This window comes from Prauserella sp. PE36 (assembly GCF_003311655.1).
GTDB classification, from domain to species: domain Bacteria; phylum Actinomycetota; class Actinomycetes; order Mycobacteriales; family Pseudonocardiaceae; genus Prauserella_A; species Prauserella_A endophytica.
The window spans coordinates 12749-38191 of sequence record NZ_QEQT01000096.1; the positions used below are offsets into that span (position 1 = coordinate 12749).

At 72.2% G+C, this 25443-nt stretch carries 20 protein-coding genes and 1 pseudogene; 9 read left to right on the forward strand and 12 right to left on the reverse strand.

The window, feature by feature from the left end; translation table 11 throughout:
• Positions 1-29 precede the first annotated feature (29 nt).
• The 9 genes from DI005_RS30120 to DI005_RS30160 all read left to right on the forward strand — a co-directional run bounded on the left by DI005_RS30120 (position 30) and on the right by DI005_RS30160 (position 13304).
• Positions 30-4544 carry a ThuA domain-containing protein gene (locus DI005_RS30120; protein WP_369973631.1) on the forward strand — a complete coding sequence of 1505 codons (4515 nt, stop codon included), beginning with the start codon at positions 30-32 and terminating at the stop codon, positions 4542-4544.
• 14 nt (positions 4545-4558) lie between these two features.
• On the forward strand, positions 4559-5707 hold the full coding sequence (locus DI005_RS30125) for an inositol-3-phosphate synthase (protein WP_113644407.1): 1149 nt from the start codon (positions 4559-4561) through the stop codon (positions 5705-5707).
• An 80-nt stretch (positions 5708-5787) separates the two neighbouring features.
• A complete protein-coding gene (locus DI005_RS30130) occupies positions 5788-6639 on the forward strand; it encodes an SCO3242 family prenyltransferase (protein ID WP_112275329.1) in 852 nt (283 codons plus the stop codon).
• Positions 6636-8030: an EboA domain-containing protein gene (locus tag DI005_RS30135; protein WP_113644408.1), complete on the forward strand. Its 1395-nt coding sequence runs from the start codon at positions 6636-6638 to the stop codon at positions 8028-8030. Before DI005_RS30130 ends, DI005_RS30135 begins: the two co-directional genes overlap by 4 nt.
• Entirely contained in the window at positions 8027-8890 is an 864-nt protein-coding gene (locus tag DI005_RS30140) for a TatD family hydrolase (protein ID WP_112275147.1), read from the forward strand. Before DI005_RS30135 ends, DI005_RS30140 begins: the two co-directional genes overlap by 4 nt.
• The gene (gene eboE, locus DI005_RS30145) at positions 8890-9987 is read left to right on the forward strand and encodes a metabolite traffic protein EboE (RefSeq protein ID WP_113644409.1); all 1098 of its coding nucleotides are present in this window, start codon (positions 8890-8892) and stop codon (positions 9985-9987) included. Before DI005_RS30140 ends, eboE begins: the two co-directional genes overlap by 1 nt.
• Positions 9984-11384, forward strand: coding sequence for an alkaline phosphatase family protein (locus DI005_RS30150; RefSeq protein WP_113644410.1), 1401 nt, complete (start codon positions 9984-9986; stop codon positions 11382-11384). Before eboE ends, DI005_RS30150 begins: the two co-directional genes overlap by 4 nt.
• On the forward strand, positions 11381-12388 hold the full coding sequence (locus DI005_RS30155) for a sugar phosphate isomerase/epimerase (RefSeq protein ID WP_113644411.1): 1008 nt from the start codon (positions 11381-11383) through the stop codon (positions 12386-12388). The genes DI005_RS30150 and DI005_RS30155 overlap by 4 nt, the downstream gene beginning before the upstream one ends.
• Positions 12389-12422: 34 nt before the next feature.
• Positions 12423-13304, forward strand: a complete 882-nt coding sequence (locus DI005_RS30160) for a sugar phosphate isomerase/epimerase (protein WP_113644412.1) — start codon at positions 12423-12425, stop codon at positions 13302-13304.
• Positions 13305-13400: 96 nt separating this feature from the next.
• On the opposite strand, the pseudogene DI005_RS30165 reads toward DI005_RS30160, so the two are convergent.
• The 12 genes and pseudogenes from DI005_RS30165 to DI005_RS30220 all read right to left on the reverse strand — a co-directional run bounded on the left by DI005_RS30165 (position 13401) and on the right by DI005_RS30220 (position 25397).
• Positions 13401-14303, reverse strand: a pseudogene (locus DI005_RS30165) (hypothetical protein).
• 90 nt (positions 14304-14393) lie between these two features.
• Positions 14394-14822 (reverse strand): hypothetical protein, encoded by a 429-nt coding sequence (locus DI005_RS30170; protein ID WP_112275152.1) that lies wholly within the window; start codon positions 14820-14822, stop codon positions 14394-14396.
• Between the two features lie 42 nt (positions 14823-14864).
• Entirely contained in the window at positions 14865-15236 is a 372-nt protein-coding gene (locus DI005_RS30175) for an STAS domain-containing protein (protein WP_112275153.1), read from the reverse strand.
• Between the two features lie 168 nt (positions 15237-15404).
• Entirely contained in the window at positions 15405-16691 is a 1287-nt protein-coding gene (locus tag DI005_RS30180; protein ID WP_113644413.1) for a UDP-glucose/GDP-mannose dehydrogenase family protein, read from the reverse strand.
• Complete coding sequence (locus DI005_RS30185) at positions 16684-17616, reverse strand: glycosyltransferase family 9 protein (RefSeq protein ID WP_113644414.1); 933 nt, start codon at positions 17614-17616, stop codon at positions 16684-16686. The genes DI005_RS30180 and DI005_RS30185 overlap by 8 nt, the downstream gene beginning before the upstream one ends.
• A complete protein-coding gene (locus DI005_RS30190) occupies positions 17607-18281 on the reverse strand; it encodes an SDR family oxidoreductase (RefSeq protein ID WP_113644415.1) in 675 nt (224 codons plus the stop codon). Before DI005_RS30190 ends, DI005_RS30185 begins: the two co-directional genes overlap by 10 nt.
• Positions 18278-19639 carry a D-glycero-beta-D-manno-heptose 1-phosphate adenylyltransferase gene (gene rfaE2, locus DI005_RS30195; RefSeq protein WP_113644416.1) on the reverse strand — a complete coding sequence of 454 codons (1362 nt, stop codon included), beginning with the start codon at positions 19637-19639 and terminating at the stop codon, positions 18278-18280. Before rfaE2 ends, DI005_RS30190 begins: the two co-directional genes overlap by 4 nt.
• The gene (locus tag DI005_RS30200; protein WP_112275161.1) at positions 19636-20199 is read right to left on the reverse strand and encodes an SIS domain-containing protein; all 564 of its coding nucleotides are present in this window, start codon (positions 20197-20199) and stop codon (positions 19636-19638) included. Before DI005_RS30200 ends, rfaE2 begins: the two co-directional genes overlap by 4 nt.
• Positions 20196-21203 carry a glycosyltransferase family 9 protein gene (locus tag DI005_RS30205; RefSeq protein ID WP_113644417.1) on the reverse strand — a complete coding sequence of 336 codons (1008 nt, stop codon included), beginning with the start codon at positions 21201-21203 and terminating at the stop codon, positions 20196-20198. The genes DI005_RS30200 and DI005_RS30205 overlap by 4 nt, the downstream gene beginning before the upstream one ends.
• Positions 21200-22687: an HAD-IIIA family hydrolase gene (locus DI005_RS30210; protein ID WP_112275165.1), complete on the reverse strand. Its 1488-nt coding sequence runs from the start codon at positions 22685-22687 to the stop codon at positions 21200-21202. The genes DI005_RS30205 and DI005_RS30210 overlap by 4 nt, the downstream gene beginning before the upstream one ends.
• Positions 22687-24318, reverse strand: a complete 1632-nt coding sequence (locus tag DI005_RS30215; protein WP_112275167.1) for a carbamoyltransferase C-terminal domain-containing protein — start codon at positions 24316-24318, stop codon at positions 22687-22689. Before DI005_RS30215 ends, DI005_RS30210 begins: the two co-directional genes overlap by 1 nt.
• Before the next feature lie 122 nt (positions 24319-24440).
• A complete protein-coding gene (locus DI005_RS30220) occupies positions 24441-25397 on the reverse strand; it encodes a UDP-glucuronic acid decarboxylase family protein (protein WP_113644418.1) in 957 nt (318 codons plus the stop codon).
• Between the last annotated feature and the right edge of the window lie 46 nt (positions 25398-25443).

Consider the following 25443-nt stretch of genomic DNA (forward strand, 5'->3'; position numbering starts at 1 on the left):
GCAGTTGGTGGCGCTTCGGCGCCGCCGCATTGGCCTTCTGCACCGGTCTCGGCGGGTTCGCGTTCAGCGCGACCGCCGAGACCGCGCAACCCGAGACCCAGCAAACCGCCAGCGTCCTGGTCTTCTCCAAGACCGCAGGCTTCCGGCACGACTCGATCCCCACGGGAATCGCCGCGATACAAGAACTGGGGGCTGCCAACGGCTTCACGGTCGAGGCAACCGAAGACTCCGCGGCGTTCACCGACGACAACCTCGCCCGCTTCGACGCGGTGGTGTGGCTGTCGACCACGGGCGACGTGCTGAACGACGAACAGCAGGGCGCCTTCGAGCGCTACGTGGAGGGCGGCGGCGGGTACGCGGGCGTGCACGCCGCGTCCGACACCGAGTACGACTGGCCCTGGTACGGCGACCTCGTCGGGGCCTACTTCGATTCCCATCCGCAGATCCAGGAAGCCTCGATCGACGTCGAGGACCACGAGCATCCCTCCACTGTGGACCTGCCGGACCGGTGGACGCGCACCGACGAGTGGTACAACTACCGCGAGAACCCGAGGCAGGACGTCCACGTGCTGGCCACGCTGGACGAGTCCAGCTACGACCCGGGCTCCGGCGCGATGGGCGACGACCACCCGATCGCGTGGTGCCACGAGAACAGCGGCGGCCGGGCCTGGTACACCGGCGGCGGCCACACCGTCGAGTCCTACGCAGAGCCCGAGTTCCGGCAGCACCTGCTTGGCGGCATCCGTTACGCCACGGGCCAGGCCGAGGGGAACTGCGCGACCGAACCCGGCGGCGAGACCCCGGTCGACGAGGACTTCGACCAGATCACGCTCGCGCAGGGCGCGGCGGTGACCGGCGAGCCGATCGCGCTCGCCGTGCTGCCGGACCGCCGGGTGCTGCACACCTCACGCGACGGCCGGGTCTTCCTGACCACGCCCGACGCGACCACCACGGTGGCCGCGACGATCCCCGTCTACAACCACGACGAGGACGGGCTGCAGGGCATCGCGGTGGACCCGGACTTCGAGAACAACAGCTGGGTCTACCTCTACTACGCGCCCCCGCTGGACACTCCGCCCGGCGACGCGCCGGAGAACGGGACCGCGGCGGACTTCGAGCCGTTCAAGGGCCACAACCAGCTGTCGCGCTACAAGCTGACCGAAACGGGCACCCTCGACCTGGCCAGCGAGCAGCAGATCCTGCGGGTGCCCGCCGACCGCGGCATCTGCTGCCACGCCGGTGGCGAGATCGACTTCGACGCCGACGGCAACCTGCTGCTGTCCACAGGGGACGACTCCAACCCGTTCGCCTCGGACGGCTACACGCCGATCGACGAGCGGGCCGACCGCAACCCCGTCTTCGACGCGCAGCGCACCTCCGCCAACACCAACGACCTGCGGGGCAAGATCCTGCGCATCAAGGTCGGCGAGGACGGCGGCTACACCGTTCCGGAGGGCAACCTGTTCGCGCCGGGTACGGAGGGCACGAAGCCCGAGATCTACGCGATGGGCTTCCGCAACCCGTTCCGGTTCGCTGTCGACAAGGAGACCGGCTGGATCTACCTCGGCGACTACGGCCCGGACGCCGGTTCGGCCAACCCCGAGCGCGGCCCCGGCGGCACGGTCGAGTTCAACCTGATCAAGGAGCCCGGCAACTACGGATGGCCGTACTGTGTCGGTGACAACCAGCCGTTCGTCGACTACGACTTCGCCACAGGCGCCTCCGGCGAGCCGTTCGACTGCGCGGCGCCGAAGAACGAGAGCCCGCACAACACCGGGCTCGTCGACCTGCCCCCGGCGCAGCCCGCGTGGATCCCATACGACGGCGGTTCGGTGCCGGAGTTCGGCACGGGCGGCGAGTCGCCGATGGGCGGCCCGACGTACGACTACGATCCCGAGCTCGACGTCGTGACGAAGTTCCCGGAGTTCTACGACGGCAAGAACTTCGCCTACGAGTGGGACCGCGGCTGGATCAAGACGATCGAGGTCGGGGAGAACGGCGAGCGCGGCGCGATCGAGCCGTTCTTCGAATCGATGCAGCTGACCAGGCCGATGAACATCGAGTTCGGCCCCGACGGCTCGCTGTACGTGCTCGACTACGGCAGCGGCTACTTCGGTGGCGCGGCCGACTCGGCGGTGTACCGGATCGACTACACCAAGGGCAACCGGACCCCGCAGGTGAGCCTGACGTCCGACCGGACGTCGGGACCGGCTCCGCTCGAGGTGACCTTCGAGCCGGCCGGCACCAGCGACCCCGACGGGGGCGAGCTCGCCTATGCGTGGGACTTCGACGGTGACGGCACCACCGACTCCACCGAGGCCGGCGCGGTGACACACACCTACACCGAGCCCGGCCAGTACACCGCGCAGCTGGCGGTGACCGACGAGACCGGGCTGACGGGCGCCGCGAGCGTGGTGGTGACCGTGGGCAACACGGCGCCGACCGTGACGCTCGAGACCCCGGTGAACGGCGGGTTCTTCGGCTTCGGCGACACGGTGCCGTTCAAGGTCACCGTCACCGATCCCGAGGACGGGCCGATCGACTGCTCGCGCGTGACCGTGGAATACATCCTCGGCCACGACAACCACGGCCACCCGCTTTCGCGGGCCACTGGTTGTGAGGGCGTGCTCGAGACCCCCGCCGACGAGGGCCACGGGCTCGACGCGAACGTGTTCGGCGTCATCAACGCGAGCTACACCGACAACGGTGCGGGCGAGGTGCCCGCGCTGCCCGGCTCGGACGAGGTCGTGCTGCAGCCCAAGCTGAAGCAGGCCGAGTTCTTCACCGAGCACAACGGCATCCAGGTGGTCGACGCCGCCGGGGCCAGCGGTGGCAAGCGGGTCGGCTACATCGAGGACGGTGACTGGATCTCCTTCGACCCGGCGAACCTGAAGGGCATCGAGGCGATCGGCTACCGCGTGTCCTCGGGTGGCGCGGGCGGCACGATCGAGGTGCGCTCCGGCGCGCCGGACGGTGAGCTGCTGCAGACCGTTCCGGTGAGCAACACCGGCGGCTTCGACAACTACGCCGACATAGCACCGGTCCCCGTGACCGACCCGGGCGGTACCAAGCCGCTCTACCTGGCTTTCAGGGGAACGGGCGTCGGCGGTCTGTTCGATGTGGACAACGTCCGGTTCACCGGAGCGGGCGTGGCCGAGCCCGGCACGCCGCCCGCGTGTGAGCCCGCGCAGCCGGAGGAGGGCTACTCGATGCTCTTCGACGGCACCGCGGCGAGCATGGAGGCGTGGAACCAGGCCGGACCCGGTTCGTTCGAGCTGCAGTCCGACTGCACGATCAAGTCGGTGGGCGGCATGGGCCTGTGGTGGCACGAGAAGGAGTACGCCGCCTACAGCCTGAAAATGGACTGGAAGATGGCGGGCGACGACAACTCCGGTGTCTTCGTCGGGTTCCCCGATCCCGGCAACGACCCGTGGATCGCCGTGAACCAGGGCTACGAGATCCAGATCGACGCCACCGATGCCGACGACCGCACGACGGGCGCGATCTACACGTTCCAGTCCGCCGACCTCGCCGCGCGCGATGAGGCGCTCAACCCGCCGGGGGAGTGGAACTCCTACGAGATCGTGGTGCAGGGCCAGACCATCAAGGTCTACCTCAACGATGTCCTCATCAACGACTTCGTGAGCACCGACCCCGCCAGGGACCTGGCCCAGGGCTACATCGGGATCCAGAACCACGGCAACGGCGACGACGTGTTCTACCGTGACATCCAGATCAAGGAGCTGGACGTCACGGCGCCGGTGACCGAGGCGGCGTTCGCCGAACCGGGTTCGGCGGGCTGGCACCGGGGTGAGGTCGCCGTGACGCTGTCGGCGACCGACACCGGATCCGGGGTCGAGCGCATCGAGTGGAGCCTCGACGGCGGCGAGTGGACGACGTACTCGGAGCCCGTGGTGGTCTCCGGCGACGGCGAGCACACGCTGCTGTACCGGGCGGTGGACGCGGCGGGCAACGTCGAGTCGGACAAGGCCGCGTCGATCAGCATCGACGCGACCAAGCCCACGGTGATGGTGGCCGGGGTCGCCGACGGACGGGTCTACGGTGACGCCACCGATCTGGTGGTGTCGTGGCTGGCGGGCGACGAGACGTCGGGCGTGGCGAGCCAGTCGGCCACGCTCAACGGGCGGCCGGTGACCTCGGGCGCCACGGTGCCGCTGCACGAGCTGCCGCTCGGCGTGCACTCGCTGACGGTGACGGCGACCGACACGGCCGGCAACACGGCTGAGCGGTCGGTGACGTTCGCGTCGACGACCTCGCTGCGGGACATCGGCCAGCTCGTCGAGCGGTTCCGGGCGGCCAACCGGTTGTCGCTGGCGGACTACGTGGCCCTGTCGTCCCAATTGTCCAAGGCCCGCAAGGCGGAGGCGAACGGCAACGACGGAAAGGCGGTCAAGGAGCTACGAAAGTTCGTCGACCGAGCGGAATCGGTGCCGGACAATGGAGTTCGCGACACGCTCGTGCGTGACGCGGAGGCAGTCATCGGGCACATCGAGGGTGGCGCACCACTCGCCGCCGCGAGTTAGAAGGGCCTAGCTCCATGGAACCCACAGGGTTGTGGTTGATCGGTGCACGCGGTTCGGTCGCCACCACGGCGATCGCGGGACTGCTCGCACTGCGGGCCAGGGTGGTGGAACCGACGGGCTGCGTCAGCGCGCTGCCCCGGTTCTCCGACCTGGGCCTGCCCGGCTGGGAAGAGCTCCACGTCGGCGGGCACGACATCGCGGACCTCGCTCTGGACAAGCGTGCGGAGCTGCTGACCGATGCCGGGGTGATCCCGCACCGGGTCTTCGAGGCGGTCCGCCCTGCGCTGTCCGAAGTGGACTCCGAGCTGCGGCCGGGCTATCACCCGGCCACCAACCCGGGTTCCCAGGCCGACGCCGCGCGGCGGCTCGCCGACGACATCGGCGAGTTCGCCGCGCGGAACGGGCTCGCGCGCGTCGTGGTGGTCAACGTGTCGTCGACGGAGCCGGTGTTCCCTGCCCTGCCGGAGCACGGCACGCTGGCCGCGCTCGAGGCCGCGATGGCCGTGCCAGGGCGTACCGTGCTGCCGCCGAGCTCGGTGGCTGCGTACGCGGCCCTGCGGGCGGGCTGCCCGTTCGTCGACTTCACGCCGTCGACGGGTATCCGCCTGGCCGCGCTGGAGGAGCTGGCGGCGGTGAAGGGGCTGCCGTACGCGGGTTCCGACGGCAAGACCGGCGAGACGCTCGTGCGGAGCACGCTCGCGCCGATGTTCGCGGCGAGGGCGTTGCACGTGCGGTCGTGGTCGGGCACGAACCTGCTCGGCGGCGGCGACGGGCTCACGCTCGCCGACGCCGAGCACGCGGGCAGCAAGCTCGCGTCGAAGGGCCGGGGGCTGGCGACGCTGCTGGGCGGCGACGTCACCTCGCCGCTGCACATCGACAACGTGCCCGATCTCGGTGAGCAGAAGATCGCGTGGGACCACGTGTCGTTCGAGGGGTTCCTCGGCGCGCGGATGAGCCTGCAGTTCACGTGGAGCGGCTACGACTCGGCGCTGGCGGCGCCGCTGGTGCTGGACCTGGCGCGGTTCGCGGCGCTCGCGCACCGGCGCGGTGAGTCGGGCCCGATCGGCGCCCTCGGCTTCTTCTTCAAGGACCCGATGGGCACCGAGGAGCACCGCCTCGCCGAGCAGTTCGCCGCGCTGACGGCGTGGGCGGAGGCGCGATGACCGCGGTGACGGCCCCGTTCGCGACGGTTCCACCTTCCCCCAAGGCCACCTTTGTTGCGTTGAGCGCGCCTAAGGTGGCCTTGGGGGCCGTCGCCGAGCTCGTGCGGGCGCCGGCGGCCTTGACAGTGCTGGGGGACACGGTCGCGGGTGCGGCGGCTTCGGGGTCGCCGTTGCGGGGCAGGCGCTGGACCCTGCCGCTCGCGTCGGTGGCCCTCTACTGGGCGGGGATGGCACTCAACGACTGGGCCGACCGGGACCTCGACGCCGTCGAGCGCCCCGAGCGGCCGATTCCCTCCGGTCGGCTGAGTGCGGGCGCGGCCCTGGCCACTGGGGGTGTGCTGACCGCTGCCGGGCTGGGGATCGCCTGGTTCGGCGGCGGTCAGCGCTCTCTCCGGGTCGCCCTCCCGCTCGCGGGCGCGATCTGGGCGTACGACACCAAGCTGAAAGGAACGGCTGCGGGACCCTGCGGCATGGCGGCGTGCCGGGCGCTGGACGTGCTGCTGGGCGCGGGCGGCCGGTGGCGGGACGCCGCGCCGGCCGCCATCGCGCTCGGGGTCCACACCCACGGCGTCACCGCGCTCTCGGCGGGGGAGGTCCACGGAGGGTCCGCCCGCACGGCCCGAACCGCGCTGGCGGGCACGGCCGTCGCCACCGCGCTCGCCGTGGCAGGGCGACGGGGGAGCAGGCGCGACCGGCTGGCCGCGCTCGGCTTCGCGGGCGGGTACGCGGCGACGGTCGGCAGGGCACAGTACGGCGCCGCGGAGCGGCCGTCCGCGCCACGGGTGCGCGCGGCCACGATGGCCGGCATCCACGGCATGGTCCCCCTGCAGGCGGGACTCACCGCCCGGTACGGCGCGGCCAGGGTCGCCGCCGCGCTGGCGACGGCGTTGCCGCTCGCCCGCCGCCTCGCGAGGAAGGTGAGCCCCACGTGAGCACCCTGCGATTCGGCTACGGCACCAACGGTTTCGCCAGCCACCGCCTCACCGACGCGCTCGCGGTGATCGCCGACCTCGGCTACAGCGGCATCGCGCTGACGCTGGACCACGACCACCTCGACCCCTTCGCCAGGGATGTCGCCGAGCAGACGCGGCGCGTGCGCGACCGGCTCGGCGAGCTGGGGCTCGGCGTGGTGGTGGAGACCGGCGCGCGGTACCTGCTCGACCCGTGGCACAAGCACCAGCCCACGCTGGTGTCGGCCGACCCCGCGCCGCGCATCGACTTCCTCCGGCGCGCCACGCGCATCGCCGAGGACCTCGGCGCCGAATGCGTGTCGTTCTGGTCCGGCGTCAAGCCCTCCGATGTGGACGACGAGACGGCGTGGCGGCGGATGCGCGACGGCGTCGCCGCCGTGCTGGAGACCTCCGGCGTGAAGCTCGCGCTCGAACCGGAGCCTGGGCACTTCGTGCAGCACCTGGCGCAGGCGCTCCGGCTCCGCACGGAGCTGGGCTCGCCAGAGCTGCTCGGTATCACTCTCGATGTCGGGCACTGCGTGGCCGTGGAACCGAAGAACGCGGCCGACTGCGTGCGCGAGGCCGGGGACCTGCTGTTCAACGTGCAGCTCGACGACATGCGGCCAGGCGTGCACGAGCACCTCGAGTTCGGCGAGGGCGAGCTCGATCTCACCGGCACGCTGGCCGCGCTCACCGAGATCGGCTACGAGGGGCTGGCGGCGGTCGAGCTGCCCCGGCACAGCCATGCCGCACCGGACGTGGCCCGGCGCAGCATCACCGCGCTGAGGGCGGCCGACTGGCTCGCGGGCGCGGAACGGTCTGTGCGTGCCGACCCGGTGAAGATCCGCACGCTGTTCCCCGCCGTGGGCCGCAAGGTGGGCCGGTCGCCGCTGGATGCCCGCGGTCTCGTGCACGGCACCACCGACGACCACGCCAGGGCCCGCCTGCTGGCCGCGCTCGCCGATGCGCTCTCGGGAGGGGAGCTGGCCAAGGAGGTCGCCGAGCTGTACCGCTACGGCGACGGCGCCGAGCGCAGGGGAGTGCTGCGCGGGTTGCGCCTGCTGCCGGACGACGCCGAGGTGGTCGACACGGGCCTGCGGCTGGTCGAGGACGCCCTGCGCGCCAACGACATCGGGCTCGTCGCCGCGGCGCTCGGACCGTTCGCGCAGCGGCACCTCGACGCGCACACGTGGCGGCATGGCGTGCTCAAGTGCCTGTTCACCGGCGTGCCGGTGGCGGCGGTGAGCGGGCTGGCGCAGCGGGCGGACGCCGAGCTGGTCCGCATGGTCACCGACTACGTGGCCGAACGGAGGGCCGCGGGCCGCGACGTTCCGCCGGATGCCGATCTCGTGCTCCAGGAGGCAGGACAATGAGGATCTTCGACCCGCACATCCACATGACCTCGCGCACCACCACCGACTACGAGCAGATGTACGAGGCCGGGGTGCGGGCGCTCGTCGAGCCGGCGTTCTGGCTCGGCCAGCCGCGTACCAACGTCGGCTCGTTCACCGACTACTTCGACGGTCTCATCGGCTGGGAGCGGTTCCGTGCCTCGCAGTTCGGCATCCGCCACCACTGCACGATCGCGCTGAACCCCAAGGAGGCCAACGATCCCCGCTGCGTGGACGTGCTGGACGTGCTGCCGCGCTACCTCGCCAAGGACGGCGTGGTCGCGGTGGGCGAGGTCGGCTACGACTCGATGACCGAGGCCGAGGAGAAGGCGTTCGCCCACCAGCTGACGCTCGCGATCGAGCACGAGCTGCCGGTGCTGGTGCACACGCCGCACCGTGACAAGCTCGCCGGGACCAAGCGCACGCTCGACGTGGTGCGCGAGTCCGGAATCGCGCCCGAGCTCGTGGTCGTGGATCACCTCAACGAGCTGACAGTCGGCCTCGTCGCCGACGCGGGCTGCTGGATGGGCTTCTCGATCTACCCGGACACCAAGATGGACGAGCACCGCATGGTGACGATCCTCAAGGAGCACGGCACGGACCGGGTGCTCGTGAACTCCGCCGCGGACTGGGGGCGCTCCGATCCGCTCAAGACCCTGCGCACGGGCGAGGCCATGCTCGCGGCAGGCTTCACCGAGTCCGATGTGGACAAGGTGCTGTGGCAGAACCCCGTGGAGTTCTACGGTCAGAGCGGCAAGCTCATGCTCGACCCGCTGGAGACCGACGCGCCGACCGGCGAGACGTTCGAGGGCAACTCGGTGCTGCGCGGGGCGAGACAGTGATGTTGTCCTACTGCACCAACGTGCATCCCGCCGAGGACCTCGACGGGATCCTCGAGCAGCTCGACACCTACGCGGTCCCGGTGCGCGAGAAGCTGGGCCAGGACCGGCTCGGCGTCGGGCTGTGGCTCGCGGCGGGGGTGGCCGCGGGCCTCGCAGCCGACCCTTCGGCGAGGCGCAGGCTCGCCGCGGAGCTCTCCGCACGCGGCCTGGCCGTGCAGACGCTGAACGCCTTCCCCTACGGCGGTTTCCACGCCGACGTGGTGAAGCACTCCGTCTACCTGCCTGCGTGGACCGACCCGCGCCGCCTGCGCTACACCCTCGACTGCGTCACCGTGCTCGGCGACCTGCTGCCCGAGGACGCGGCCTACGGCAGTATCTCGACGCTGCCGCTCGCGTGGCGGGAGCCGTGGAGCTCCTCGCACGACGTGCGCGCGGGCATCGCGTTCGAGGAGGTGACCCGGGTCCTGCGCTCCGCGCTGGCCCGGAACGAGCAGCCGATCAGGCTCGCGATCGAGCCTGAGCCGGGGTGCGTCCTCGACACCGTGAGCGACGCCGTCGCGTGGCTCGCCGGGCGCGTCGATCCCGAGTACATCGGGCTGTGCCTGGACACCTGCCATCTCGCGGTGTCCTTCGCCGACCCCGCGAAGACGGTCGAGGACATCCAAGCCGCGGGTCTGTCGGTGGTCAAGGTGCAGGCGTCGGCAGCGCTGCACGTCGAGCGGCCCGGCACCCCCGAGGCCGTCGCCGCGCTGAAGGCGTTCGCCGAACCCCGCTACCTGCACCAGGTGCGCGAGCTGCTGCCGACGGGCGAGGTGCTGGCCGCCGACGACCTGCCCGCCGCGCTGGAGACCCTGCCCGCGCGCGGGCCGTGGCGCGTGCACTTCCACGTGCCGCTGCACGCCACGCCGGCCGCGCCGCTGGAGTCCACCACCGGCGTGCTCACCGGGGCGCTCGGCGCGCTGGCCGCCCAGGGTCCGCTGCCGCACGTCGAGGTGGAGACCTACACCTGGACCGTCCTTCCCGAGAGCGGCCGTCAGGAGCTCGCCGCCGGCATCGCCGACGAGCTGCGCTGGGCACGCATGGAGGTGCACACATGAAGAAGCTCGTGGTGATCGACGTCGTCGGACTGACGCCGAAGCTGTTGCGCCACATGCCGAATCTCACCGCGCTGTCGACGCGGGGCTGGCAGGCCGAGCTGGGCACGGTGCTGCCCGCGGTGACGTGCAGCGCGCAGTCGACGTTCCTCACCGGGCGCATGCCCGCCGAGCACGGCATCGTCGGCAACGGCTGGTACTTCCGCGACCTCGGCGAGGTCTACCTGTGGCGCCAGCACAACAGGCTCGTCCAGGGCGAGAAGCTGTGGGAGACCGCGCGGGCGGCCTCGCCCGGCTACGTCGCCGCCAACGTGTGCTGGTGGTACGCGATGGGAGCCACCACCGACTTCACCATCACCCCGCGCCCGATCTACCACGCCGACGGCCGCAAGTCGCCCGACTGCTACGCGCGGCCCCCGGAGCTGCACGACGCGCTCACCCGCGAGCTGGGTCCGTTCCCGCTGTTCCAGTACTGGGGCCCGACGGCGTCGATCGCGTCGACGAAGTGGATCGTCGCGGCGTCGCGGCGGCTCCTGCGCACCGACGGGCCGGACCTTCTGCTCGTGTACGTCCCGCATCTGGACTACGACCTGCAGCGGTTCGGGCCCGGCTCGCCGCAAGCCGTCGCCGCCGCGAGGGCCGTGGACGCCGAGCTGGCGCCGCTGCTGACCGACGCGCAGGCGGCCGGGGCAGCCGTGGTGGCGCTGTCCGAGTACGGCATCACGCCCGCCGACACCCCGGTGGACGTCAACCGGGCGCTGCGCCGGGAAGGGCTGCTGGAGGTCTACACGCAGGACGGGATGGAGTACCTGGACCCGTGGACGTCGCGCGCGTTCGCCGTGGCCGACCACCAGGTCGCACACGTCTACGTCGGCGACGAGCAGGACCTGCCGCGCGTGCGGGAGATCCTGGCCGCGCTGCCCGGTGTGGAGGAGGTGCTCGACCGCGAGGCGCAGGCCCGCTACGGTCTCGACCACGAACGCGCGGGTGAGCTGGTTGTGGTGGCAGAGCCCGACGCGTGGTTCACCTACTACTACTGGCTCGACGACGACAGGAAGCCGGACTTCGCGAAGGGCGTTGAGATCCACCGCAAGCCCGGCTACGACCCGGCCGAGCTGTTCTTCGACCCCGACGATCCGCTGGTGAAGGCGAAGGCGGGCCTGAACCTCGTGCGCAAGAAGGTGGGCCTGCGCTACGCGATGAACGTGGTGCCGACAGATCCGCGGTTCGTGCGAGGCTCGCACGGCAGGCTGCCCGATTCGCCCGCCGACGGCCCCGTGCTGGTGTGTTCCGAGCCGAGCATTCCGTCCACTGTGGAGTCGTCCGGCCGTCTACAGGCCACCGAGGTCCGCGACCTGCTGCTGCAACTGCAAGGAATCCGAGAGGGAGCTTACCGATGAGCCGACCGGTTACGCTGTTCACCGGCCAGTGGGCCGACCTGCCCTTCGAGGAGGTGTGCAGGCTCGCGTCGAGCTGGGGCTACGACGGGCTGGAGATCGCCTGCTCCGGCGACCACTTCGAGGTGGACCGCGCGCTGTCCGAAGAAGACTACGTGGCCGGCAGGCACAAGCTGCTCGAGTCCTACGGCCTGAAGGTGTGGGCGATCTCCAACCACCTCGTCGGACAGGCCGTGTGCGACGACCCGATCGACGACCGGCACCGCAACATCCTGCCCGCCCGCATCTGGGGCGACGGCGAGCCCGAGGGCGTGCGGCAGCGGGCAGCCGCCGAGCTGGCCGACACCGCTCGCGCCGCGGCCAAGCTCGGCGTGGACACGGTGATCGGCTTCACCGGCTCGAAGATCTGGAAGTACGTCGCGATGTTCCCGCCCGTCTCGCAGGAGGTGATCGACGACGGCTACACCGACTTCGCGACTCGGTGGAACCCGATCCTCGACGTCTTCGACGAGGTCGGTGTGCGCTTCGCCCACGAGGTGCACCCGAGCGAGATCGCCTACGACTACTGGACCACCAAGCGCGCGCTGGAGGCCGTGGACCACCGGCCCGCGTTCGGGCTGAACTGGGACCCGTCGCACTTCGTGTGGCAGGACCTCGACCCGGTGGGCTTCATCCTGGACTTCGCCGATCGCATCTACCACGTCGACTGCAAGGACACGAAGAAGCGTTTCGACGGGCGCAACGGGCGGCTCGGCTCCCACCTGGCGTGGGCCGATCCGCGGCGGGGCTGGGACTTCGTGTCCACGGGGCACGGCGACGTCGACTGGGAGAGCGCGTTCCGCGCGCTCAACTCCATCGGCTACACCGGTCCGATCTCGGTGGAGTGGGAGGACGCCGGAATGGACCGGCTGCGGGGCGCCGCCGAGGCCGTGAACTACATCCGCAATCTGAACTTCGACAAGCCCGCGGCGGCGTTCGACGCCGCGTTCTCCACTGATCGTTCCTGAGCTCTCCCCACCTTTGACCGAAAGGGAACCGAGAATGAGCGATTCACCGAAGTCTCGCCTGTCTCGCAGGGCCATGCTGCGCACCACGGCGGGTGCCGCGGCCGTCGCCGGTCTCGCGGCGGCCACCGCGGGTACCGCGCAGGCGGGCTGGGGCCACGGCGGCGGCCACGGGGGCAGGCGGCTGCCGAAGGAGCGGATCGCCGTCCAGCTGTACACGTTGCGCAACGCGCTGGAGGCCGACCTCGAGGGCACGCTCGAGGAGCTGTCCGACATCGGCTACCGCAACGTCGAGCTGGCGGGCACCTACGGCCGCACCGCGAAGGAATTCCGCGCCATCCTCGACCGGTACCGGCTGAAGGCGGTCTCCTCGCACGTCGACTTCCGGGGCGCGGACGTCGACCAGCTCATCGACGACGCGAGGATCCTCGGCTACCACATGGCCGACTGCGCGTACGCCAACTTCGGCACGATCGCCGAGTGGGCCTCCTTCGCTCAGGAACTGGAGACGGCGGGCAAGGCGTTCCGCAAGGCGGGGATCGCCTACGGCTACCACAACCACGCGCACGAGTTCCAGGCGATCGACGGCGTCCGGCCGTTCGACGTCATCGCGCGCACCACCACCCGCCGCAACATCCACTTCGAGTACGACCTGTACTGGCTCGTCGTCGCGGGCGTCGACCCGGTGCGGGAGTTCTACCGGCAGTTCGGCCGGGTGCGGCAGTTCCACGTGAAGGACCGCGCCGACGACGGCGGCTTCGCCGATCTCGGCACGGGCAACATCGACTTCGCGCGGATCTTCCGGGAGACGTGGGCGGGCGGCGCGGTCCTGCACTACGTCGTCGAGCACGACCAGCCCACCGACCCGCTCCACACCGCCGAAGTGGGCTACGACTACCTGCGCAACCTCCGCTTCTGACCTTTCCCCAAGGCCACCTTTGTTGCGTTCAACGCAACAAAGGTGGCCTTGGGGGCTGTTGGCTGACTGCAGTGAAGGTGGCCTTCACTGCGGATGTCACTGCGCGTGGGCGGCGGCCTGGAGGATGCGGACCGCGTTGACGGTCTGGTAGCCGCGCCACTCCAGGGTCGCCTGCGGGGAGTAGCTGTCGAAGTCGACCCGCCAGCCGCCGTCGTCCTGCTGGCCGTCGGCGAGCCTGCGCAGCTCGGCGTCGATCACCTCGGGCGCGAACAGCCTCCGCGCCGGCCGGCCCGGCAGCGGGGCGAAGTCCAGCGGCCGCATCGCCTCGTCCTCGGCGCCGCCCTCCACCGGCACGAGGCCGTCGGCGGGGACGTACCGGGCGAGGTGGTCCAGCAGCTCAGCCGACTCCGGGCGGGTGTCGGACGCGGCGTCGAGGAACCCCACCGCGAACGCGAGCACGAGCGCGTGCGGCCTGCCGTCGAGCCCGCGGATGGCGGAGAGGCAGTAGTCCGTCGCCCGCGCGAGCCACGGGTGCTCCGCGACGGCCGGGTCGTGCGCGGCGACCCGCAGCGCGTTGGCGGTGGTGATCGCGGTGATCTGCAGCGACGACTCCGCCGGGTCGGCCGTCACTCAGAAGGGCGCGCAGCCGGACGGCGACGTCACGGGCAGCGCGAACGGAACCCCGCCGTCGGGCAGCGTCACGGAGTCGAGCCAGTCGCACAGGGCCGCCGCGTGCGGGCTGGTGACGGGAGCGACCTCGGCGAACACCTCGAAGGCGTGCAGCGCCGGGCCGGTCTGGCTCTCCGGGGAACGCAGGTCCGGTTCGAGGCCGTGGCCGTACCCGCCGTCGGCGTTGCGGTAGGCCGCGAGCGCCGCGAGGGTCGCCTCCGCGTCGCCCTCACCGATGAGCAGTTCGAACCGGCGCTGGTCGAGCAGCCTGGCGTGCGTGCGCTGGAAGGTCGCCGCGGCGGCGAGATCGAAGGACAGCTCGGGTGCCATGCCGTCCATCCTGGCCCGGAACGGCCGCATGGTCTTGAACGGAACGGACGCCACCGGGTGTCGTCCTGACCGGGCCGGGGCAGGGCCCGGTCAGGACGACTGCGTGCGCCGCGGGATACGGGCGCGCAGGGCCTCGGCGAAGTACTCGGGGTCGTCGACGGTGACCGTGAAGTCGCGGTGCCGTACGCCGATCGGCTCGTGCCCGTGGACCGGCTCGTGGAAGGTGATGCGCACCTTGCCGTCGACGGTGGTCACGTCGGCGATGTTGGCCAGTGGCGTCTCGAAGCGCCAGTGGCCGTAGCTGACCTGGAGGCAGTCGCGGTCCACGCGTACCCGCGAGTTTCCCCGGTACACGCCGAACAACGGCAGCACAGCGTGCAGGGGGCCGCTGAAGGTGAAGCCGGAGGCGAGGAGCCCCTCTGGATTCGGCAGGTGGGTCTCGGCCGCGCGCCACGGATCGCCCGAGCTGCGGCACTCCCTGCGGAGCTGCGCTGCGAAACGGCGGTTGTACGAAGTCACGACGTCGAGGTACCCACTATGGTGCCGCGCGAACCGGCGGGTTCAGCGCGAGTGTGCGAGGGCGTCTTCCACCGTGGAGTACAGCCGCAGCGTGTCGTTGAGCCCCACCACCTCGATCGGGCGGGTGACGGCTCGCTGCCCTGCGACGATGTGGAGGCTGCTGCCCTTGCTCTCGGCGGTGTCGTGCAGCCGCAGCAGCAGGGTGAGCCCACAGGAGCCGATGAACGCGACGCCCGACAGGTCCACCACCAGGGGCTCGGGCGGCCGCACGTCGGCGAAGGCGTGCTGGAGGTGCTGCTCGAGCTCGGGGCCGGTGCACAGATCGACCTCACCCTTCACCCGCACCACGAGGGTGGTCCCGTGGTGCTCGTCCGCGACGTGGAGCAGCGGACTGGGCGCGGGCAACTCGGGCACTCGACCTCCAGTGGGGTGACCGCCTGACGGTCAGAGCCTAGCCCTGCCCACGACGGGTGCAACCACTTCTGGCCGCGCCGCGTTGCCTGGAACCGGCGCCACGGGGGCCCCGAGCCCCTTGCATCGGTGGGAACTCCTGGTAGCGACGGGGTCGCACACCGTTTTCGATCAGCACCTGCCGAGACCCGAATAGGTGAAACCCGCTTCGGCGAGTTCGCCCGGATCGAGGAGGTTCCGGCAGTCCACCACGGTGGCCTTTTCGGCCAGTTGGGCGAGCTGGGGCCAGTCGAGGTCCCGGAACTCCGGCCACTCCGTGAGCAGCACGAGCCCGGCCGCGTCCTTCGCGACGAGCGACGGCTCGTCCACCAGCTGTACCTCGCCGAGATCGGCGGCCCTGCGCACGCCGGGGTCGTACCCGGTCAGCTGTGCGCCCTCGGCCGCCAGCCGCGCGGCGATCGCGAGAGCCGGCGACTCGCGCAGGTCGTCGGTGCCCGCCTTGAACGTCAGCCCCAGCAGGCCGAGCCGCACGCCGGAGAGCGAGCCGTCCTCCGCGCCGGTCACCGCCTGCCGGACCTTGGCCACCACGCGGTCGAGCTGGCGCGCGTTGGCGGTGACGGCGTCGGCGAGCACCGTGAAGTCGACCCCGGCCTCGGCGGCGGCGTGCAGCAGCGCCCGCGTGTCCTTTGGCAGGCACGAGCCGCCCCAGCCCGGCCCCGGCGACAGGAAGGCGGAGCCGATCCGCTCGTCGAGGCCCATCGTCCCGGTCACGTCGGTGACGTCGGCGCCGAGCCGCTCGCACAGCTCGGCCAGCTCGTTCACGTACGACACCTTGAGCGCGAGGAACGCGTTGCTCGCGTACTTCGCCAGCTCCGCGCTCGCCGGATCGGTGTGGAGGACGGGCGCGTCGAGCCCCGCGTACAGGGCGGTCGCCACCGCTCGGGCCCGCTCGTCGCGGGCGCCGATCACGATGCGGTCGGGGTGCAGGAAGTCGTGCACCGCGTGCCCCTCGCGCAGGAACTCGGGGTTGCTCACCACGGGGTGGCCGAGCGCGGTGGCGGCCCGCTCGGTGGTGCCGACGGGCACGGTCGACTTGATCACCACGACGCATCCGGGTGAGACGGTGTCGCGCAGCGTCGTCACGGCCGCGTCGAACGCGCTCAGGTCGGCCGTGCCGCCCTGGCCGGTCGGGGTCGGCAGGCACAGCAGCACCACGTCGGCGTCGTGCAGCGCCGCGTGCTCGGTGGTGAACGCGAGTCTGCCCGCCGCGAGATTGCCTTGCACCAGCTCGGGCAGCCCCGGTTCGTGGATGGGGATCTGCGCCTCGCGCAGCCGCTCGACCTTCTCCGCGTCCACGTCGACGCACGTGACGGTGTGCCCCAGTTCGGCGAGGCACGCCGCGCTCGTCAGGCCGACGTAGCCCGCGCCGACCACACCCGCACGCAGCCGCTCACGCATTGGTCGCCTCCGGAAGCAATGTCCGTGCCGCCACGAGTACCTCGGCCTCGGTGAGCCGCAGCAGTCCCGGGTCCGGCCGGTCCGCGAACGGGTCGCCCCTTCGGCCTGCCCACAGCACCTTGTGCCGCGAACGGTTCACGGGCGGGCCCCAGCGGCTCGGTGGAGTGGGGCCGAACAGCAGCACCGAGGGCGTCCCGAACGCCGTCGCGAGGTGGCCCACGCCGGTGTCACCGCACACCACGAGCGCGGCGTCGGCGATCACCGCCGCCAGCGCGGCGAGGTCGGTGCGACCCGCGAGCACGGTGTCCTCCCCGAGCCCGGCAGCCTCGGCGACCTCCCGTGCGAGCCCTTCCTCGCCCGCGCCGCCCGTCACCACCACGCGGTGTCCGGCGAGCGCGCGGGCCACCGCCGCGAAGCGGTGGGCGGGCCACCGGCGCGACGGGAACGCGGCGCCGGGGTGCAGCACCACCGCGCCGGGCGCCGGGTTCGGCACCTTCGGCGCGGGCAGGCCGACGTCGTCGGGGTCGGCCGGGATGCCCGCCGAGCCCAGCAGGTCGCACCAGCGCCGCACCTCGTGCACGTCCTCGCGCCACGCGGGCCCCCGCACCTCGGGCAGGTCCGGATGCCGGTGGGTGATCAGCTCGGCGGGTTCCGTCGCCAGCAGGTCGGTGATGCTCTCCGGGCCGCTGCCGTGGAGATTCACGGCGAGAGCGGGCGGCTCGCCGGGCAGGTGCAGCTCACCGAGCCCCGAGGTCGGCAGCACCTCGTCCACCGCTCCGGTCAGCTCGGCGAGCGGCGTGAGCGCGGCGGGAGCGGCCAGCACGATCCGGTCGCCGGGCCGGGCCGCGCGCAGCGCGCGCAGTGCGGGCACGGCGGTGAGCAGGTCACCGAGGCCGAGCGCCCGCAGCACGAGTGTCACGGCCATGAGCCCTCTTCCTCGTGGCACACCACGAGCTCGCGCACCTGGCAACCCGGAGGCTGGCGCAGGGCGTAGAGCACCGTCCGGGCGACGTCCTCCGGCCGGTTCAGCTTGGCGCCGGGCGGCGGCTTGTACTGCTCGTCGCGGTTGTCGAAGAACTTCGTGTGCATTCCGCCGGGCACGAGGAGCGTCACGCCGACACGGCCCGCCGTCTCGGCGGCCAGCGCCCTGGTGAAGCCGACGACTCCGGCCTTCGCGGCGCAGTACGCGGTCGCGTCGCTCACCGAGCGCAGGCCCAGCGTCGAGGAGACGGTGACGAGCGTGCCCCGCGACCGTTCGAGGTAGGGCAGTGCGGCCCTGGCGACCGCGGCCGTGCCGAGCAGGTTCACCTGCACGACGCGCTCCCACTCCTTGGCGGGCACGTCGGTGAGCTTGCCGGGGTGGTCGATGCCGGCGGCGGTGAACACGGCGTCGAGCCCGCCCGCCCGGTCGGCCAGCTCCCGCACGGCGTTCTCGGCGGCCGGGGAGTCGGCGAGATCGGCGAGTTCGTACTCCACATCGGACTGTGGCGGCACGCGGTCGAGCACGAGCGGCGTGTCACCCTGCTCGCTCAGCGCCGCCACGGTCGCGGCGCCGAGCCCGGAGGAGCCGCCGGTGACCAGTACCTTCATCGAGTCATCGCCTCCTGTACGAGTCGGGTGGTGGAATAGCCATCGACGGTGGGGACGAGCACGATCTCGCCGCCGTGCGCCCGGACGACACTCGCCTCGGGCAGCTCGGCGCCCGCGTAGTCGCCGCCCTTGACCCACACGTCGGGGCGCAACCGGTCGAGCAGCGGCGCCGGGGACGGTTCGTCGAACACCACCACGGCGTCGACGGACTCCAGCTCCTCCAGCAGCCGCACGCGGTCGCTCGCGGACACGATCGGCCTGCCAGGGCCTTTGAGACGCCGCACGGAGTCGTCGGAGTTGACGCACACCACGAGTGCGTCACCCAGCGCCCTGGCCTGCCGCAGCAGGCTCACGTGGCCGGGGTGCAGCAGGTCGAAGCAGCCGCCGGTGGCGACGAGCCTGCCGCCCCGCCTGCGCACCCGCTCGGCGAGGTCGAAGGCCGACGCGGCCGGTCCGGCCGAGGGCACGCCGTCGACCGACAGCGCGGCGGCGCCGCCCGCCGCGACGAACCGCGACGCGGCGTCGACGGCGGCGGAGACGGCGGCGGGCACGTCAGAGCCTTCCAGCAGGGAGGCCGCGGCGGCGCTGGCGAACCGGTCGCCCGCGCCGCACGTGTCGGGCCGCGACTGTCCGGTGACCGCCGCCTTGGCGGGCACGGGCACGCGCACGACGCCGTCGTCGCGGGGCCCTGACAGCAGCGCGCCGCGCGCGCCGACCGTCACCGCCGCGGCCTCGCAGGACCACTCGCGGCGCAGCGCAGTCGCCGCCTCGGCCGGGTCGCCGCAGCGCGTGAAGCCCAGTGCCTCCTTGTCGTTGGGCGTCACGAGCGTCGCGCCCGGCACCGGCGCGGGCCCGCGCGGATGCGGGTCCCACACCACGGGTACGTCCAGCTCGCTCAGCAGTGCGCGCACCTCGGGATGGGCAGCGACCCCGCGGCCGTAGTCGGAGACGAGCACCGCGCCCGCCGAGCGCAGCGCGCGGACGGCCCGCGCGGGCAGCGGCGCGTCGGCGGCGTGCCCGCCCCCGGTGTCCACGCGCACGAGCGACTGCCCCTGTGCGCGCACGCGCGTCTTTCGCACGGTCGTCCCGTCGAGTGGCAGCCGCACCACCTGCACGTCGCGCCCGAGCAGCGCGGCGAGCCCGCGGCCCGCGTCGTCGTCGCCGAGCGCGGTGACGAGCACGACCTCGGGCGCGGTGCGTGTGGCGAGCAGCGCCGCCGCGAGCCCGGCCCCGCCGGGCCGCAGCCACTCGCCGCTCACGTCCACCACCGGCACCGGAGCCTCGGGACACAGGCGCTCGGCCCTGCCCTCGATGTCGACGTCGAGCAGCGCGTCCCCGATCACCACGAGCGGCTTCACGCGGGCACACCCAGCGTCTCGTCGAGCGTGGCGCACAGCGCGTGGACGATGGCGAGGTGCACCTCCTGGACCGTGGCGGTGCTCGGCGCGTCCACCGCGATGACGTCGTCGGCCAGCGCGGCGAGCGGGTTGGGCTCCGGCCCGGTCAGCGCCCACGTGGTGAGGCCGAGCTCGTGGGCGGTCTTCACCGCCGCCACCACGTTCTGGCTGCGCCCGCTCGTGGACAGCGCCACGAGCACGTCGCCGGGACGGCCGTGCGCGCGCACCTGCCGGGCGTACAGCTCGTGCTCGCCGTAGTCGTTGACGATCGCCGTGGCCGCCGAGGTCTCGGCGTGCAGCGCGATCGCCGACAGCGGTTGCCGGTCGTGCAGGAACTTTCCGACGAGCTCGCCCGTGAGGTGCTGGGCCTCGGCGGCGCTGCCGCCGTTGCCGCACGCGAGCAGTCGCCCGCCTCCGGTGAGCACCGCGGCCAGGTGGGTTCCCCAGCGGTCGATCGTGGGCGCCGCGGACTGCACGCGGCTGAGCGCGCCGCTGAGCGCGGCGAAGTGCTCTTCGATCACAAGACACCTCCTGAGAGTTCGTGGACGGACCTCACGACGTCGGCCGGGTCGATCGCGAGGCACGGGTGCCCCTCGACGGGGCACTGCCGCGCCCGCGTGTTCCGGCACGGCGCGTCCTGGTCGCCCAGCACGACGGCGGGCACCCCGTACGGGGCCCACCGCGCCGAGGGCACGACGGGGGCGAACAACGAGACCACCGGCGTGCCGACGGCGGCAGCCAGGTGGGCGGGTCCGGTGTTGGGGGCGACCACCACGCGCGCCCCGGCGAGCACGGCGGCCAGCTCGGGCAATCCGGTCACCCCACCGAGGTCGAGCGCGACCTCACCCGCGACCTCGGCGGTGAGCCGCCGCTCGCCGGGAGCGCCGGTGACGATCACGCGATGGCCCGCCTCGGCGAGCGCGCGCACGATCGCCCGCGATCGCTCGGCCGTCGGCTGCCGCGCCGGCACCGAGGCCGCCGGGTGCACCACCACGTAGCCCGGTTCGCCGGTGAGCCCGGTGGTCTCCGGCAGCGGGCCGCGCAGGGCGAGCCGCCCGTCGTCGCCCTCGGGCAGGGTGAACCCCGCCGCGGTCGCCAGCGACAACGCGCGCTCGGCTTCGGGCGGGTCGCCCTCGACGCGGTGGCGAAGGTCGAGCAGAGAGCCCGGGTAGTCCTCGCTGATGGCTCCGATCCACGGCACCCCGGCCATCCGCAGCACGAGCGCGAGCGGCAGCGGGGACTGGTGGAACGACGTGAGGACCAGTGCCGCGTCGAGCCGCAGGTCCCGCAGCTGCTTGGTCAGCGCCTCGATCGACTCCTGCGTGAGCTCGGGCGGTTCTGGGTCGATCCAGGGCGCGCACCACTCGATCACCTCGGCCACGCCGGGCAGCAGCTCGGCACCGGCCCGCCCGCGCGGACCGGCGAGCAGCACGACCTCGTCGGAGCCCGCCGCGACGGCCCGCACGCACGGACCGGCGAGCAGCACGTCGCCCACGTTGTCGAGCCGCGCCACGAGTGTCCTCATAGGACCTCCATGGCGAGTCGCACGGCGGACGTCAGGTCCGGCGCCACCGCGGCCTCGCGCCGCGCGTGCTCGACCTCGCCGGGCAGTGTGCGCGGGGTCGGCACGAGGATCCCCTTCGCCCCCGCCGCGGTCGCGGCCTCGACGTCGGCCCCGATGTCGCCGACAACCACGCACCGGCTCACGTCCACACCGAGCGCCTCGGCCGCGCGGAGCACGAGGCCGGGCTGCGGCTTGCGGCACGCGCACGCGTCGTCGGGGCCGTGCGGGCACCACTGCCACGTCTGGAAAGGGCCGAGGAGTTCGTCGACGCGGGCGTTGACCCTGCGAACCTCGTCGTCGGTGAAGTAGCCCCTGCCGATGCCCGACTGGTTGCTCACCACGCCGAGCAGCACGCCCGCGTCCCGCAGCGCGCCGAGTGCGGCGCGCGCTCCGGGCATCGGGCGAACCTGCTCGGGGTCGGCGAGGTAGGGCACGTCCTCGATGAGCGTGTCGTCGCGATCGAACAGCACCGCGACCGGCTCCCGTGCCCGCAGCTCGCCGCGCAGGCGGTGGGCACACGCGGCGGGCGGGATGAACGCGCTCGTGACAGCCATGCGCGTGACCTCGGCGGGGGTGCGCGGACCCGGTGCGATCCGGGTCGCGGCGAACTGCGCGGTGAGCCCGGCCCAGGCGCCGCCCGCGAGCGTGGCGGCCCGGCGGCGGCCCGCGGCGAGCAGGCCCAGCGCGGCGGCGCCCGCGACCGTGGTGAGCGCGTGCCTGCCGAGCCTGCCGGGGCCCTCCCCGGTCAGCTGCCGCCAGTGCCTGCCGTGCTTGGCGCGCATGAGCGCGTTGTCCGCGTTGCCCCGCTGCCTGCGCACGCTGGCGAAGAAGTCGCCGCCGCGCGCCGGGTGCGTGGTGACCCGGCGGCCCTCGGCGATGCGGTAGCCCGCCTGGCACACGCGCAGCGCGAGATCGGCGTCCTCCCGGAACGCACGCGGGAAGCGCTCGTCGAACCCGCCCACCTCCACCAGCGCGCTGCGCCGGTATGCCATGTCAGCGGTGATCCACCTGGCGCGGGTGAGCGCGAGCGTGTCCCGCTCGTCGTCGGTGGGGCGCCGGTCCTCCGGCAGCGGCACGACGATCTTCGCGACCGACGCGGCGATCCCGGGGCCGAGCCCGTCCAGGTCCTCCGACAGCCGTTGTGTCCAGTCCACATCGGTCAGCACGTCGTCGTCGAGGAAAGCGATCCACTCGGTGCGGGCGAGCCGCCAGCCGGTGTTGCGGGCGGCGGCGGGGCCGCGCCCGCCGGATCGGACCTGCCGCAGCGGAAACCGGATTCCCGGCAGCGTCAACGGATCGCCCCCTGGCCGGTCGTCCACCACGATCACCTCGGAGGGGTGCGGGCCGTGTGAGCCGTCGAGCGCCCGCAGCAGCATCGAGAGCTGGGCACGTCCCGTCGTCGGGATGACGATCGTGTAGCGCAGGGACTGCAGTGGGTGCACCATCAGGCGTTCCTCCACACGGCGAAAGGTCCGATGGCGAGCAGATCGACCGGGGCGGACCCGAAGCACTCGAGCGCGTCGCGCGGGTCGTCCACCATCGGCCTGCCAGCGGTGTTGAGACTGGTGTTGACCACCGTCGGCAGGCCGGTGCGCGACTCGAACCCGCGCAGCATCCGCGCAAGCGCCGGCTCGTCATCGGCATCGACGGTCTGGATGCGGGCCGTACCGTCCACATGAGTCACCGCGGGAACCCGGTCCCGCCACTCCTCTGCGACGTCGTGGACGAACAGCATGTAGGGGCTCGGAATCGGGCCGCGACTGAACAGCTCGCGCGCGCGGTCGGCCAGCACCATCGGCGCGACCGGCCGGAACTGCTCGCGGCCCTTCACGTCGTTGAGGCGCTCCAGGTTCTCCTTGCGGCCGGGGTGGGCCAGCAGCGAGCGGTGTCCGAGCGCGCGTGGTCCGAACTCCGCGCGGCCCTGGAACCACGCCACCACCTTGTCGTCGGCGAGCGCGTCGGCGACCGTCTCGGCGATGTCGGCGGGCCGTTCGTAGCGGATCCTGGCCCGCCGCAACCAGTTCTCCAGCTCCGCGTCGGTCCAGCCCCGGCCGAGGTCGGCTCCGCGCATCGGCGCGGCGCGCTCGCCGAAGTCGGCGGCCAGCTGCAGGGCGGCGCCCAGCGCGGTCCCGGCGTCACCGGCGGCGGGCTGCACCCAGACGCGTTCGAACGGGCTCTCGGCGTGCAGCCGGGTGTTGGCAACACAGTTGAGTGCGGTGCCCCCGGCGAGCGCGAGATCGGTGTGGCCGGTGCGCTCGTGCAGCCAGGCGGCCAGCTCCAGCAACACGTCCTCGACCGCGCGCTGCACGCTCGCGGCGAGGTCGGCGTGCTCGGGAAGCAGCTCGTCGGCGCTCGTGCGGGCTGGCGCGAACTCGGTCCAGTCGAGTGGATCGGTGCGGAACCCACCGTCGCCGGTCGCACGGATGTGCTCGGCCACAGTGGAAAGGAAGCGTGGCTTGCCGTAGGAGGCGAGTGCCATCACCTTGTACTCGTCGCTGGAGCGGTGGAAGCCGAGGTGCTCGGTGAGGGACTCGTAGGCGAGCCCCAGCGAGTGCGGAAGGCGTTGGGAAGCAAGCTCTTCGAGCTTGCCGTCGCGGTACTCGCCGGCCAGGTAGGACTCCGCCTCGCCGCGCCCGTCGGAGGTCAGCACGGCGCAGTCGCCGAACGGCGCGGCGAGCGCGGCCGACGCGGCGTGCGCGACGTGGTGCCGGACGAACCGAACGATGCCGGGGTCCACACCGGGCAGGGCGGTCTTCAGGAACGCGGGCGCGCGGCGGGCGTACAGCGTGCGCAGCCGTTCCCAGCCGCCCTCGTCGGTGCCGTCGGCGTCGTCGTCGGCGAGCGCGGGATCGTACGAGTAGCCGATCGCGTCCAGGTCGGCTGGGGCGAGACCTGCCTTGTCCAGACACCATTTCGCGGCCTGCTCCGGCAATTCCCATGCCGAGAACGGCACGGCGGACTTCCCGTGCTTGCGACGGCTGAAGCGTTCCTCCTCCGCCGCGGCGACGATCTCGCCGTCCACGACCAGCGCCGCGGCGGGGTCGTGGAAAACGGCGTTGATCCCGAGAATGCGCACCTCTCTACCTCCCGCCAGTGGTGGCCGCCGGCCGTGTCGAAGCCGGCACTAAGTCGCTACCCGCCGAAGCGGCTCTCAAACGGAATCGGTGGAAAAGACCAGGACGTCGCTACACAGCGTGGTTACGCTGCCGCGCCGCTTTCCGCGGCGAACCAGGCGATTGTCCGCCGGAGACCTTCACGAAGGGTCACCTCCGGCCGCCAGCCGAGTTCCTTCTGTGCCATGGAGATGTCGGGGCAACGGCGCCGCGGGTCGTCAACCGCGCCGGGCACCTGCCGCACGGTCGACGCCGTGCCGGTGAGCGCGCGGATCTCGTCGGCCACCTGCCACACCGGCAGCTCGTGTGGATTGCCGATGTTCACCGGTCCGGTCAACGTGCTGCGGGCGAGCGCGAGCAGGCCGGAGACCGTGTCGTCCACGTAGCACACCGAGCGCGTCTGGTTACCCGATCCGGCGATCGTGAGTGGTTCACCCGCGAGCGCCTGCGTGATGAAGTTCGGGATCATGCGGCCGTCGTCGGCGCGCATGCGCGGCCCGTAGGTGTTGAAGATCCGGGCGATCGCGACATCCGTTCCGTGCTGCCGCCGATGGGCCATCGTCAGCGCCTCGGCGTAGCGCTTCGCCTCGTCGTACACGCTGCGCGGGCCGACGGGGTTCACGTTGCCCCAGTAGTCCTCGCGCTGCGGGTGCTCCAGCGGGTCGCCGTACACCTCACTGGTGGACGTGAGCAGGAACCTGGCTCCGTGCCGCTGTGCGAACGCCAGCGCGTTGCGCGTGCCCAGTGCACCCGCCTCCAAAGTCTCGATGGGCAGCCGCAGGTAGTCCCGTGGCGAGGCCGCCGAGGCGAGGTGCAGCACCAGCCGCGTGTCCCCGAGGTCCGGGAACGGGCGGGTCACGTCGTGTTCGAGCACCGTGAACCCGTTGTGCCGCCTGAGTTCGGCGACACCGTCGGGGTTGCTCGTCGCGAAACTGTCCATACAGGTCACTCGATGACCCTCGCGTAGCAACCGTTCGCACAGATGCGAGCCGACGAAGCCCGCGCCGCCGGTGACCAGCACGTGTTCCGACTCAGCGACCATGCCGGTCGGTTACCCGGCAGAGTCGGTGTGAAACGGTGAGGCAGCG